The organism is Kitasatospora sp. RG8 (assembly GCF_017813315.1).
In the GTDB taxonomy this organism is placed as follows: Bacteria; Actinomycetota; Actinomycetes; order Streptomycetales; family Streptomycetaceae; genus Kitasatospora.
In genome coordinates this window covers 22,450-35,310 of the sequence record NZ_JAGIYX010000014.1, presented here as the reverse complement: position 1 = coordinate 35,310, position 12,861 = coordinate 22,450, and the positions used below count along the sequence as shown (strand labels likewise).

Here is a 12,861-nt window from a genome sequence, read left to right as displayed (position 1 = left end):
GCTCACTTACTTGTCGCCCGGCTAGTTTGTTGACCGTGGGCACGGTAGGTTGTTCGCTAGCCGGTCGTCAAGCCAGTTTCCCGGCCGGTGTCCTGGGCAGGGAGAATGAGCCCGGGGGAAGGTGCCGAACGGCACCCGGCGAACGAGTAGAAGTCAACCGACGCAGTCATGAGGCAGGCCATGGGTACTCCGCACAGCCCCCGCAGCGACACCCGGGCCCGCATCATCGTGGTGGCACTGGAGCTCTTCTCCGAGCAGGGCTACGAGCAGACCTCGCTGCGGGAGATCGCCGACCGGCTGGGCGTCACCAAGGCCGCGCTCTACTACCACTTCAAGACCAAGGACGACATCGTCCACGGCATCGTCGAGAGCATGGCCGCCCCGATCGACGAGACCATCGCGTGGGGGCGTGAGCGGCCCTGGACGCCGGAGCTGCGGGACGAGCTGATCCGGCGGTTCGCGGCGGGCATGTCCGAGCGGGCGCCGCTGCTGCGCTTCTTCCACGAGAACCAGCCCGCGCTGCGCGACTCGCCGGCCGGGCTGGAGTTCAAGGAGCGGATGGTCGCGATGGTCCGTCTGGTGCACGGCCCGGAGGCCACCTTCGAGGACCGGCTGCGCGCCGCGATGTCGCTGTTCGCCATCAACTCGGCGCTGTTCCTGCTCAAGCAGGACACCTCCGACGAAGAGGCGGCCGGGCACGTGCCGGACGACGCGGTGAAGGTGGCCACGCTGGAGGAGGCGATGGCGGCCGCGCAGCGGGTCGCGCTGGAGATCGGCGCCCTGATCGACCACCCCGCGGCGCGCGTCTGACCGGGCCGGGGCCGCACTCGAACACCCGGTGACGGCCGGGGCGCCCGACCGCGCCCCAGGGTCCGGACGCCCGGCCGCGGCCCCGGACACCCGGCCGCACCCCGGGGCCCGTCGGAGCTGTGGGCCGCTCAGAACCCGGTGACCCCGTGCCCGGAGAGGTACGCGATCGGGTTGATCACCGAGCCGTAGTGGTTGCTGGAGCGGATCTCGAAGTGCAGGTGCGGCCCGGTCGAGTTGCCGGTGTTCCCGGACTTGCCGATCTGCTCGGCCGCCGACACCCGCTCGCCCGCCGACACCGAGATCGACGACATGTGCGCGTACTGCGCGAAGCGCCCGTCGGAGAGCCGGAGCACGACCTCCTTGCCGTAGGCGCCGTCCCAGCCGGCCGACACGACGGTGGCGTTGCCGACCGCGAGCAGCGGGGTGCCGGGGGCGACCGCGAAGTCCACCCCGGTGTGGTAGCCGGCCGCGTACTCGGGGTTGGCCACCCCGTACGGGTTGCTGGTCGGCGCGCCCGGGACGGGGGCGGACCAGTCGGGAGCCGGGGCGGGGGCCGGAGCCGGGGCGGGGGCCGGAGCGGGCGCGGGCTCGGGGGCCGGCTCGGCGGCGGGCGCCTGGTCGGCGGACGGTGCCGGGGCGGCCGCGGGCGGCTCGGTGGCCAGCAGGTTGGCGGCGACCGCCACGTACTCCTGGGCGGAGTCGTGCTGGTGCGGCAGCTTGTACGAGCTCGGGCCCGCCACCTGGACGAGGGACGCGGCGGGAGCCGCGCCCTGCGCGGCCGTGAACGCCGAGCTGCCGGGGGTGGTCGGTATGACCGTCTGCGCCGAGGCGCTGCCGGGGGCGGCGACCAGCAGGGCGCCGGACAGTATCACCGCGCTGGCCCCGACCGCCGTGACGGTGCGGTGCCGGTCGGCCCTGAGCGGGCCGAGGGGCAGGGTGTGGCCGGGCGCGGTGAGCGCGCGCAGCGGGGCGGCGTGGGTGCGGACGGCCTGGCCGAGCCGGGGCTGCCAGGCCGCCGCCCGGGTCGCCGCGCGGGCGGCGAGGCGGCGGAGGGCCGGCCCCATGGGCGGGACGGAAGACATCGGGGAGCTCAACCTCACGGACGTACGGGGGCGGCACAACGAGCCCGTTCGGGCGTGCTGAGGGGGGACCACTCAGGTGTAACCGTCACCGAGCGGAGTCCCAAACGGTGTGACGTACTACGGCGTGTAGTCGGCGTGGCGCCGGAGATTCAATCTGACGGAGTAACAATCAGACGATCCGGTCGTCGGTTCACGGCCTGGGCCGTTCCGTGCGTCCGTCCGGGTCATCTACTACCGGTGGTCGTACTGCCGCGGGCCGCTGTGACCAGTGCCACCCGCCTCCGGGGTTTGGACGCCTCCGGGGTACGGATCCGGGGCACGCGCCCGCACCGCTGACCGGAGGCCTCCACTGCGGGACCATCGACACATGTATCCCAACAGGAGCGAATCCACCGAAGGCGGCCACGGTCCGGGCCTCCAGGAGCGCCGCTTCGCCGCGCGGCGCGGCTGCGAGCGGCTGCTCTCCGGCACCCGGCCGCGGACCCTGCGCGAGCACCTGGCCGCTCTGGCCGAGGACGCCGAGGGCGTCTACGACCTGGACCGCCGGCCGGACATGTACGGCGACGGCGTGGTCGGCGCCCTGGAGCAGAAGGTCGCCGGGCTGCTCGGCACCGAGGATGCGGCGTTCTTCCCGACCGGCACCATGGCCCAGCAGGTGGCGCTGCGGATCCACGCCGAGGCCGCCCGACTGCCGACGGTCGCGACGCACCCGCTCGGCCACACCGAGCAGCACGAACGGCACGCCCTCACCGTGCTCGGGGGCCTGCGCAGCGTCTGGCCCACGGTCGCGCCGCGGCTGCCGACGGTGGCCGAGCTGGAGGCGTTCGACGAGCCGTACGCCGCGATGATCGTGGAGCTGCCGCTGCGCGAGGCCGGGTTCGTCCTGCCGACCTGGGCGGAGCTGGAGGCGGTCGCCGCGGTGGTCCGGGAGGGGCACGGGGCGGCGCTGCACCTGGACGGCGCGCGGATCTGGGAGTCGGCCGTCCACTTCGGGCGTTCGCTGCCGGAGATCACCGCGACGGCCGACTCGGTCTACGTCTCCTTCTACAAGACGCTCGGCGGGATCAGCGGTGCCGCGCTGGCCGGCGGCTCGGCCTTCGTCCGGACCGCCAGGGCCTGGCGGCACCGCTACGGGGGCCAGCTCTTCCAGCAGTGGCCGGCGGCGCTGGCCGCCCTGGCCGGGCTGGACCGCGAACTGCCGCGGCTGGCCGGGTACGTGACGCACGCCAAGACGGTCGCGGCGGCGCTCGCGGAGGCGTTCGCCGTGGTCCCGGGCGCGCGGGTCCACCCGGCGCCGCCGCACACCCACCAGTTCCAGCTCTGGCTGCCCTACACCCCGGAGGAGCTGGACACCGCGGGCCTGCGACTGGCGGAGGAGGCGGGGACGGCCCTGTTCGGCGCCTGGCGGGAGCGGGAACTGCCCGGCCTGTCGATGACCGAGGTCACCGTGGCGGCCGACGCGCTGGACTGGACCGAGAAGGAGATCGCGGAGGCGGTGGACGCCTTTCTCGCCCTGCTGCCGAGGCAGTCGCTCTGAACCGCACTGAACCGGACCCCCTGCGTCGGGCTGAGCCGTCCTGAGTCGGGGGAGCCGGGCTGAAAGAACGTCCGGCCCGTCCCCGCGGGTGCGGGGACGGGCCGGACGGGTGAATCAGTGATGCCTGGTCAGAGGCTGATCGTCACTGCTCGTTTCGATCAGTTGTCGACCGGGCGGACCCGGATCCAGGTCTCCAGGTAGTTCGAGGACTCGTTCTCGACCTCGATGCTGGTGCCGGTCTTCGGGACCTTGACGCTGCTGTACTTGTTGTCCTCGGACCAGTACGACTTCAGGTCGCTGAACTCGTCGACGCCCTTGGCGCGCGGGACGACGGTCTCGACGCCGGCCTTGTGCAGGGTCAGCGCGTCGGTCTTGCGCGAGCCGAAGGTCGAGTCGTAGCCCTGGATGCGGGGGCGCATCAGGGTGCCGTCGGCCCACTTGATCGGGGTCGGGTGCGAGTCGATCGGGAGGATCAGACCCTCGCCCGGGTGGTTGGTGACGTTGTTGTCGGTCTGCGACTCGTCCCAGTACCAGATCAGCAGACCGGCCTGGTACGGGTAGTGCTCCACCCAGTTCGGCTTGGCGGTACCGAAGCCGAAGTTGTACGGGCCGGTCTTGAGGGTCCGGTCGTACGAGATGTACTGGCGGTTCTCGGCGATGTAGTAGTTCGCGTACTCGTTCGAGAACTTGCCGGCGATGCGGGAGAAGCCCTTGGCGGCCCAGCCGTTGTCACCGTTCTCGGCACCGTCGGTGAAGACGGTGGCGCCGTCGGCGGTGATGCTGATCTCGTCCAGGGCCAGGCCCTTGAGGTGCAGACCGCCGTCGGTGGTGTTGTGGAAGCGGACCTTGACGGCCTTGCCGGCATAGGCGTCGAGCGGGAAGACCAGGTCGCCCCACTTGTCGCCCGAGTTGCCGCTCAGCGACGCCTTGTCGGCGGCGTTGTGCGGGAGGGCGGTGCCGTTGAAGGTGCCCTCAAGGGTCTTCCAGGTGGCGCCACCGTCGGTGGAGACCTCGCCGTAGGCGTAGTCGAAGTCCTGCTCCAGGTCGTACCAGGCCTTGGCCTTGAGCGAGCCGGAGGTCTTGCCGGTCAGGTCGACGTCGCGGGTCATCGTGACGTCGAGGTCGTCGGCGCTGCCGCTCCACCACTCGTTGGCACCCGCGAACGGGGTGTTGATCACGGTGGTGACGGTCTTCTTGGGCAGGTCGACGACGAGCGCCTGCGGCAGCTTGGAGTTGTACTCCACCGGGCCGATGTGGTGCGTCGACTCGGTGCCGGCCTTGGCCTTGTCGAACTTCAGCCAGCCGAGCTTGAGCTTGCTCCAGACGTCGAGGTCGTTCGGCATGTCGCCGATCGAGTTCTTGCCCTCGCCCAGCCAGGAGCCGGAGGACATCAGCGACCAGAAGCCGACCGAGTTGTCGATCCCGCTGCCCGAGGTGTCGTACAGGTCCGGCAGACCGAGGTCGTGACCGTACTCGTGGGCGAAGACACCGAGGCCGCCGTTCTCCGGCTGCATGGTGTAGTCGCCGATCCAGATGCCGGTGTCGCCGACCGGGGTGCCGCCGAGCAGGTTGTTCGCCGGGCCGGTCGAGCCGCGCTGGGTGCCGTAGACGTACGAGCGGTGGGCCCAGAGCGCGTCGGTGCCCTGCTTGCCGCCGCCCGCCGACTGGTCCTCACCGGCGTGCACGATCTGGAAGTGGTCGATGTAACCGTCCGGCTCGTTGAAGTTGCCGTTGTGGTTGTAGTCGTACCGGTCCCACTGGTCGTACTGCGAGATGACGGCCTTGATCTGAGCGTCCGTCTGGCCCTTGGCCTTCTGGTCGGCGACCCAGGCGTTGATGCCGTCGCGGATCAGGTCCTGCGCGTTGTTGCAGACGTGCTGGCCGCAGTAGTCCGAGCCGTAACGGGCCTCGTTCCACGGCACCTTGACCCAGTCGGTGACCTGGCCGTCGACGGTGTAGCGGCCCGAGGACTGCTTCTCGTAGAACGTCTTCAGCGAGTCCTGGGTCTTGCTGAAGTACATGTCCTGGTAGTGCTGCTGGTTGTAGTCAGCCTGCCAGAGCGTCGAGTTGTTGGTCGCCGCGTCGGGCTTCTCGATCTGGTTGTGCACCGGACCGGGGGTGCCACCGAACTTGACCTTGCCGTCCGGCGTCTTCGTGGTGTTGTCCACCTGGTCACTGAAGTCGACCAGGATGGTGAAGATCTTGTCCGTGCGCTCACGGGCCAGCTCGACGTACTTGTCCTTGCCGAGCTTGATGCTGCTGCCGCCGCCGTGCTGCTCGATCTTGGCGGTGCCGGCGAGGAGCTGCTCGGTGGCGGCCTTCTGCTCGGCCTCGACCTTCTCGGTGAGCGGGCCCGGCAGGTTGTGCTCAGTGCTGACCTGAACGGCGTCGGCCGGGTCCTGCGGAACCGGGGCGGACCCGGCGGCGTAGGCCGTGCCCGGGAGCAGCCCCGCGCCGAGCGCGGCTATGACCGCGGCGGCCGAAACGCCCGCAGCGGCTTTCCTGGTCATCTTCAACGTTGTGACGTCCTCCCCAAACCGGTCCGGCTCATGGCCTTCCGGTAAACCAAATGAAAGACAGGTGGACGACATTTGATCCAAGGGTCGACGGAAAAGATAGACCTTGACCGTGACATGGCCACACCGCTATGCTCCGCGACTCCCTATCAGCTGACGATCTGTCAACACCATTGGCATTAAAGATGACGGTTGATTTGGTCGCACTCGCACCACCCCCTGGCTGCGGCCCCCACCTGCGGCTTCGTGGGGTGGATCACAGGTTTTGCCAACGCGCGCAAAACGGTCTGAGCCCCCGGCGCGAACGCCGGGGGCTCAGACCGTTGTCTGTTATCTGTTAAATGTTGCTACTTCGTCAGGTCCGGACCCGGCGAGGCAACCGCGGCCGGAGTGTCCGCAACCGCGGACTTCTCCACACCGGTGAAGGTGAACTTCGCTTCCTTGCCCTCGCCCTCGACACCGACGACCACGATGTGGCCGGCCCGCAGCTCGCCGAAGAGGATCTTCTCGGAGAGGTGGTCCTCGATGTCGCGCTGGATGGTGCGGCGCAGCGGACGGGCACCCAGGATCGGGTCGTAGCCGCGCTTGGCCAGCAGCTTCTTGGCCTCGACGCTGAGCTCCAGGCCCATGTCGCGGTCCTTGAGGCGGCCGTCCACCTTGTCGATCATCAGGTCGACGATCTGGATGATGTCTTCCTCGGACAGCTGGTGGAAGACCACGATGTCGTCGACGCGGTTCAGGAACTCGGGGCGGAAGTGCTGCTTGAGCTCCTCGCCGACCTTCGCCTTCATCCGCTCGTACCCGGTCTGGGTGTCACCCGTGGCCGCGAAGCCCAGGTTGAAGCCCTTGGAGATGTCCCGGGTGCCGAGGTTGGTCGTCATGATGATGACGGTGTTCTTGAAGTCGACCACGCGGCCCTGGGAGTCGGTCAGGCGACCGTCCTCCAGGATCTGCAGCAGCGAGTTGAAGATGTCCGGGTGGGCCTTCTCGACCTCGTCGAAGAGGACGACGGAGAACGGCTTGCGGCGCACCTTCTCGGTGAGCTGGCCGCCCTCCTCGTAGCCCACGTAGCCGGGGGGCGAGCCGAAGAGCCGGGAGACGGTGTGCTTCTCCGAGAACTCCGACATGTCGAGCGAGATCAGCGCGTCCTCGTCGCCGAAGAGGAACTCGGCGAGCGTCTTGGACAGCTCGGTCTTACCGACACCGGACGGGCCGGCGAAGATGAACGAGCCGCCAGGGCGCTTCGGGTCCTTGAGGCCCGCACGGGTGCGCCGGATGGCCTGGGAGAGCGCCTTGATGGCGTCCTTCTGGCCGATGACGCGCTTGTGCAGCTCGTCCTCCATGCGCAGCAGCCGGGAGGACTCCTCCTCGGTGAGCTTGAAGACCGGGATGCCGGTGGCGGTGGCCAGGACCTCGGCGATGAGCTCCTCGTCCACCTCCGCGACGACGTCCATGTCGCCGGCCTTCCACTCCTTCTCGCGCTTGGCCTTGGCCTGCAGGAGCTGCTTCTCGTCGTCGCGCAGGGACGCGGCCTTCTCGAAGTCCTGCGCGTCGATCGCGCTCTCCTTCTCGCGGCGCACGTCGGCGATCTTCTCGTCGAACTCGCGCAGGTCCGGCGGCGCGGTCATCCGGCGGATGCGCATCCGGGAGCCGGCCTCGTCGATCAGGTCGATGGCCTTGTCCGGCAGGAAGCGGTCCGAGATGTAGCGGTCGGCCAGGGTGGCGGCGGCGACCAGGGCGGCGTCCGTGATGGAGACCCGGTGGTGGGCCTCGTACCGGTCGCGCAGGCCCTTGAGGATCTCGATGGTGTGCGGCAGCGACGGCTCGGCGACCTGGATCGGCTGGAAGCGGCGCTCCAGCGCGGCGTCCTTCTCCAGGTGCTTGCGGTACTCGTCGAGCGTGGTGGCACCGATGGTCTGCAGCTCGCCACGGGCCAGCATCGGCTTGAGGATGCTGGCGGCGTCGATGGCGCCCTCGGCGGCGCCCGCGCCGACCAGGGTGTGCAGCTCGTCGATGAACAGGATGATGTCGCCGCGGGTGCGGATCTCCTTGAGCACCTTCTTCAGGCGCTCCTCGAAGTCACCGCGGTAGCGCGAGCCGGCCACCAGGGCACCGAGGTCCAGCGTGTAGAGCTGCTTGTCCTTGAGCGTCTCCGGGACCTCGCCCTTGACGATCGCCTGGGCCAGGCCCTCGACCACGGCGGTCTTGCCGACGCCGGGCTCACCGATCAGCACGGGGTTGTTCTTGGTGCGGCGGGACAGCACCTGCATGACCCGCTCGATCTCCTTCTCGCGCCCGATGACCGGGTCGAGCTTGGCCTCGCGGGCGGCCTGGGTGAGGTTGCGGCCGAACTGGTCCAGGACCAGCGAGGTCGACGGGGTGCCCTCGGCGGGCCCGCCGGCCGTGGCCGACTCCTTGCCGCCACCGGTCTGGTACCCGGAGAGCAGCTGGATGACCTGCTGGCGCACCCGGTTGAGGTCGGCGCCCAGCTTCACGAGGACCTGGGCGGCGACGCCCTCGCCCTCGCGGATCAGGCCGAGCAGGATGTGCTCGGTACCGATGTAGTTGTGGCCGAGCTGCAGGGCCTCGCGGAGCGAAAGCTCCAGGACCTTCTTCGCCCGGGGCGTGAAGGGAATGTGACCGGACGGGGCCTGCTGGCCCTGGCCGATGATCTCCTCGACCTGCTGGCGAACGGCCTCAAGAGAAATCCCGAGGCTCTCCAGGGCCTTAGCGGCGACACCCTCACCCTCGTGGATCAGACCCAGGAGGATGTGCTCGGTGCCGATGTAGTTGTGGTTGAGCATCCGGGCTTCTTCCTGAGCCAGGACGACAACCCGCCGCGCGCGGTCGGTGAACCTCTCGAACATCGTTTATCGCTCCTCAGAGCGGTCGGGCAGTTCGGGGTCGGTCCCCGCCCTGTCCTTCCGCATGCTAGTCCCGCTCAGCGGCGCGGCCCACGGATTCACTCCCCGGTACGGGAGCGACTTGCTGCGCGACCAGCCGACACCAATCCCAACCTGATGCTGGAAGACGGTGTTCCCACAGGTGGGCCGGATGCACCAGATACCGCTACGCCATCGGCGAACAACGCCGGGCCCGGCGGATCCGGACAGCCCCCGTCCGGTCGCGCTAACTGCCCCGGGCGGGGTCCAGGACCCCGTCCACCTGCATTCATACCCGGTATCGGGGCGGTTCTCGCGCAGTTTCCGCGGTGGCGGTGTTCGCCTGGCGAGAAGTCGGCCGGCGGTGACGGTGGTTCAGCCGCGGCAGCTGCGGCCGGTGGGCCGTCCGGTGGTGCCGGCGTTACCGCTTCGCTCCTACAGCGTTGCACAGCCTGTGATTGTTCCGCCGCCCGGAACACCGCCCAGAACGCGGTCCGGGAGGCGGCCCGCGGCGGATCCCGGAACACCGTCCGGTGCGGATCCCGGACACCGGTTCCCGGAACACCGGCCGGACCGGTGCCCCCACCGCTGCCCCTGCGGGTGCCCGAACGGGCGCCCGCCCCCGGGCCGGCTGCTGCCCCGGCACGTGCCGCGGGGCGCGGAGGAGGACCCTCCGCGCCCCGCGCGTGTGCCGGGAACGCCTCCGGCCCGCGCCGGCACCCCGCACCCGTTCCGGCCCTGCGACGGCGCCGGGGTCAGGATGCGTTGGCCTCCTCGTAGGCCTGCCGGACGTTGCTCGGGACCCGGCCGCGGTCGTTGACCTCCAGGCCCTGCTCCTTGGCCCACGCCCGGATCTTCGCGGTGTCCGGAGCGCTGCCGGACGGGCGCGGGGTGGTGCCGCGGCCCGGACGGCGGGCGCCGGCGAGCCGGCCGCTCTGCTTGCGGCCCTTCTCCACGTACGGCGCCAGCAGACCGCGGAGCTTGTCCGCGTTGGCGCTCTTCAGGTCGATCTCGTAGGCAACGCCGTCGAGCGCGAACGTCACCGTCTCGTCCGCCGAACCGCCGTCGAGATCGTCTTCAAGAATGACCTGCACCCTCTGTGCCACGGGCTTCCCTTTCCGCTAAACGACCCATTGCCTAAGGAAAGGAAAGCGCCTTTCAGCGGAAAACACAAACCCCTGAGGGGGTCGGGAGCCGCTCACAGGTGCAGCAGCATGCGCGAGTTGCCCAGAGTGTTGGGCTTCACGCGCTCCAGGTCGAGGAACTCCGCGACACCTTCATCGTACGAGCGGAGAAGTTCTTCATAGACATCCGTAGCGATCGCCGCCGGGTCTGTCGTACCATCATCGGTTTCCTGGAGCTCGCCGATCTCGACGAAACCGTGTTTCGCGAAGAAGGGCACCTCGAACGTCAGGCAGAAAATCCGACGGACGCCCAGCCAGCGGGCGGTCTGCAGCAGCTTCTCCAGCAGCAGATGTCCGACGCCGTGTCCGCGGCAGGACGGATCGACGGCGAGCGTACGAACCTCCGCGAGGTCTTCCCACATGACGTGCAGCGCGCCGCAGGCCACCACCGCGCCGTTGTCGTCGCGTTCCGCGACCCAGAACTCCTGGACGGACTCGAACAGTGTGACGGTGGGCTTGTCGAGCAGAATGCCGTCGCGCGAGTAGGCGTCGATGAGCCTGCGCACTGTCCGCACGTCCGTGGTCCGCGCCCGGCGGATGGTGACCTCCATGGCGGGACGTTATCGCGCCGGCCCCGCTCCGGTCTCCCCGGTATCCGCCCCGGGCTCCGCGGAATCCGGCGGGGCGGGATCGGCCGGGAACAGGGCTGCCACCCGCAACGCGTCCCGCAGCGCCTCCCGTTGCTCGGGCGACATCAGGCCGAAGAAGTGCACCAGGGCGGCCGCGGGATTGTCACTGGTGGCCCAGGCGTCGTTCATCAGCGCCGCCGTGTACGCCTCGCGGGACGAGACCGGCTCATATCGATAGGCCCGGCCGGCGCGCTCGCGGCGCAGCCAGCCCTTTCTGTGGAGCTTGTCCAGGACGGTCATCACCGTGGTGTACGCGATTTCGCGTTCCGCCTGCAGATCCAGGAGAACCTCGCGAACCGTGACCGGTCGGTTCCACTGCCACACCCGGGTCATGATGGCGTTCTCAAGTTCGCCGAGTTGCCGGACCATAGTGCGGCCAGGATAGGGAGTGAATGGGGCAAATCTTGTGAAGTGCCACCAAACCGGCGCGCCGCCACCCCCGGGAATCGGGAATGGCGGCGCGCCGGTGTTCGTGGGCGGCTGACGGGTCAGTCGACCAGGTCCTCCTTGGCCTTCTGGGCCCCGCCCTGGCTGCGGATGATGGCCCGCACCAGGAAGCCGAAGCCGATCGCCATGACCAGCGGCGGGACGATCGCGCTGACGTAGTCCATCAGGTCACTCCTCCTCGGTCTTCTCCGCCGCGGTGGCGGCGGACGCCTTGGGCTCCGGCTTGACCAGGGGGAAGAGCACGGTCTCCCGGATGTTCTTGCCGGTGAGCAGCATGATCAGGCGGTCCACCCCGAGGCCGAGGCCGCCGGTGGGCGGCATCGCGTACTCCAGGGCCCGCAGGAAGTCCTCGTCGACCTGCATCGCCTCGACGTCGCCGCCCGCCGCCAGCAGGGACTGCGCGGTCAGGCGGGCGCGCTGCTCGACCGGGTCGACCAGCTCGGAGTAGGCGGTGCCGATCTCGGTGCCGAAGATCACCAGGTCCCACTTCTCGGCCACGCCCGCGACCGAGCGGTGCTGGCGGGTCAGCGGGGAGACCTCGGTCGGGTAGTCCTTGATGAAGGTCGGCGCGACGGCGTTCTCCTCCAGCAGGCGCTCGACCATCTCCAGCACGATCTGGCCGTGGCCCCACTCCTTCTCGAAGGGGATGCCGTGCTCGGCGGCCAGCTTGCGCAGCTCCTCGACCGAGGTCTCCGGGGTGACCTCGGTGCCCAGGTGGGCGGAGATGCCGGGGTAGACGCTGACCTCGGCCCACGGCTCGGCCAGGTCGATCTCGTGCTCGACGCCGTGCGGGTCGAGGCCGCGGATCACCGTGGTGCCCAGCGCGTCGCGGGCGGCGTTGATGATCGTCGCCCGGATCAGCTCGGCCTGGGTGTCGTAGTCGCCGTAGGCCTCGTACGACTCCAGCGAGGTGAACTCGGGGTTGTGGGTGGAGTCGGCGCCCTCGTTGCGGAAGTTGCGGTTGATCTCGAAGACCTTCTCCGCGCCGCCGACCACCAGCCGCTTGAGGTACAGCTCGGGGGCGATCCGCATGAAGAGGTCGATGTCGTACGCGTTGATGTGCGTCTTGAACGGGCGCGCGTTGGCGCCGCCGTGCACCGGCTGGAGCATCGGGGTCTCGACCTCGATGTAGCCGCGCTCCTCGTAGGTGCGGCGGATCGAGCGGACCACCTTGGAGCGCAGGTGCAGGATCTCGCGGGCCTCGGGGTTGACGATCAGGTCGACGTACCGCTGGCGGACCCGGGCCTCCGGGTCGGTCAGGCCCTTGTGCTTGTCCGGCAGCGGGCGCAGGCACTTGGCGGTGAGCGCCCAGCTGTCCACCATCACCGACAGCTCGCCGCGGCGGGAGGTGATCACCTCGCCCTCGACGCCGACCTGGTCGCCGAGGTCGATGTCGGACTTCCAGGCGGCCAGCCGCTCCTCGCCCAGCTTGTCCAGGGAGAGCATCACCTGGAGGTCGCCGGAGCCGTCGCGCAGGGTGGCGAAGCAGAGCTTGCCGCCCGTCCGGGAGAGGATCACGCGGCCGGTGATGCCGGCCCGCTCGCCGGTCGCGGTGTCCGGCGCCAGGTCCGGGTGCTTGGCACGGAGGTCCGCGATGGTGCTGGTCCGGGGGAAGCCGACCGGGTACGGGTCGACGCCGGCCGCCCGGAGCCGGTCCAGCTTCTCGCGCCGGACGCGCATCTGCTCGGGAAGGTCGTCGGTCGCGGGGAGGGGGCTCTGATCGCTCACCCCACAAGGGTAGCCAGCCACACACCGTGCTCCGCCACGGGATATC

Annotated in this window: 10 protein-coding genes; 2 read left to right on the top strand and 8 right to left on the bottom strand. The window is 69.6% G+C overall.

The window, feature by feature from the left end; all coding sequences use genetic code 11:
- Positions 1–180 precede the first annotated feature (180 nt).
- Positions 181–810 (top strand): TetR/AcrR family transcriptional regulator, encoded by a 630-nt coding sequence (locus J5Y04_RS21215; protein ID WP_209413654.1) that lies wholly within the window; start codon positions 181–183, stop codon positions 808–810.
- 128 nt (positions 811–938) lie between these two features.
- Here the strand turns inward: J5Y04_RS21215 and J5Y04_RS21210 are convergent, their stop codons facing one another.
- Entirely contained in the window at positions 939–1,874 is a 936-nt protein-coding gene (locus J5Y04_RS21210; protein WP_209413653.1) for a M23 family metallopeptidase, read from the bottom strand.
- 385 nt (positions 1,875–2,259) lie between these two features.
- Here J5Y04_RS21210 and J5Y04_RS21205 point away from each other — a divergent pair, with 385 nt between their 5' ends.
- On the top strand, positions 2,260–3,429 hold the full coding sequence (locus tag J5Y04_RS21205) for a low specificity L-threonine aldolase (RefSeq protein WP_209413652.1): 1,170 nt from the start codon (positions 2,260–2,262) through the stop codon (positions 3,427–3,429).
- Between the two features lie 158 nt (positions 3,430–3,587).
- On the opposite strand, the gene J5Y04_RS21200 is transcribed toward J5Y04_RS21205, so the two are convergent.
- The 7 genes from J5Y04_RS21200 to lysX form a co-directional block, all read right to left on the bottom strand.
- Positions 3,588–5,939, bottom strand: a complete 2,352-nt coding sequence (locus tag J5Y04_RS21200) for an immune inhibitor A domain-containing protein (protein WP_209413651.1) — start codon at positions 5,937–5,939, stop codon at positions 3,588–3,590.
- A 353-nt stretch (positions 5,940–6,292) separates the two neighbouring features.
- Positions 6,293–8,812, bottom strand: a complete 2,520-nt coding sequence (locus J5Y04_RS21195) for an ATP-dependent Clp protease ATP-binding subunit (RefSeq protein ID WP_209413650.1) — start codon at positions 8,810–8,812, stop codon at positions 6,293–6,295.
- Between the two features lie 770 nt (positions 8,813–9,582).
- A complete protein-coding gene (locus J5Y04_RS21190; RefSeq protein ID WP_209413649.1) occupies positions 9,583–9,933 on the bottom strand; it encodes an Lsr2 family protein in 351 nt (116 codons plus the stop codon).
- 92 nt (positions 9,934–10,025) lie between these two features.
- Positions 10,026–10,562, bottom strand: a complete 537-nt coding sequence (locus tag J5Y04_RS21185) for an amino-acid N-acetyltransferase (protein WP_148644218.1) — start codon at positions 10,560–10,562, stop codon at positions 10,026–10,028.
- Between the two features lie 9 nt (positions 10,563–10,571).
- Positions 10,572–11,009 (bottom strand): BlaI/MecI/CopY family transcriptional regulator, encoded by a 438-nt coding sequence (locus J5Y04_RS21180; RefSeq protein ID WP_148644219.1) that lies wholly within the window; start codon positions 11,007–11,009, stop codon positions 10,572–10,574.
- Between the two features lie 119 nt (positions 11,010–11,128).
- Positions 11,129–11,251: a hypothetical protein gene (locus J5Y04_RS42945; protein ID WP_256463529.1), complete on the bottom strand. Its 123-nt coding sequence runs from the start codon at positions 11,249–11,251 to the stop codon at positions 11,129–11,131.
- A gap of 4 nt (positions 11,252–11,255) precedes the next feature.
- The gene (gene lysX / locus J5Y04_RS21175) at positions 11,256–12,815 is read right to left on the bottom strand and encodes a bifunctional lysylphosphatidylglycerol synthetase/lysine--tRNA ligase LysX (RefSeq protein WP_148644220.1); all 1,560 of its coding nucleotides are present in this window, start codon (positions 12,813–12,815) and stop codon (positions 11,256–11,258) included.
- Positions 12,816–12,861: the final 46 nt, after the last annotated feature.

What these genes read in the sequence shown, in the direction of transcription:
- J5Y04_RS21215 (WP_209413654.1), top strand. Translation starts at nt 181, where the DNA reads ATGGGTACTCCGCACAGCCCCCGCAGCGACACCCGGGCCCGCATCATC.
- J5Y04_RS21210 (WP_209413653.1), bottom strand. Translation starts at nt 1,874, where the DNA reads ATGGGGCCGGCCCTCCGCCGCCTCGCCGCCCGCGCGGCGACCCGGGCG.
- J5Y04_RS21205 (WP_209413652.1), top strand. Translation starts at nt 2,260, where the DNA reads ATGTATCCCAACAGGAGCGAATCCACCGAAGGCGGCCACGGTCCGGGC.
- J5Y04_RS21200 (WP_209413651.1), bottom strand. Translation starts at nt 5,939, where the DNA reads ATGACCAGGAAAGCCGCTGCGGGCGTTTCGGCCGCCGCGGTCATAGCC.
- J5Y04_RS21195 (WP_209413650.1), bottom strand. Translation starts at nt 8,812, where the DNA reads ATGTTCGAGAGGTTCACCGACCGCGCGCGGCGGGTTGTCGTCCTGGCT.
- J5Y04_RS21185 (WP_148644218.1), bottom strand. Translation starts at nt 10,562, where the DNA reads ATGGAGGTCACCATCCGCCGGGCGCGGACCACGGACGTGCGGACAGTG.
- J5Y04_RS21180 (WP_148644219.1), bottom strand. Translation starts at nt 11,009, where the DNA reads ATGGTCCGGCAACTCGGCGAACTTGAGAACGCCATCATGACCCGGGTG.
- J5Y04_RS42945 (WP_256463529.1), bottom strand. Translation starts at nt 11,251, where the DNA reads ATGGACTACGTCAGCGCGATCGTCCCGCCGCTGGTCATGGCGATCGGC.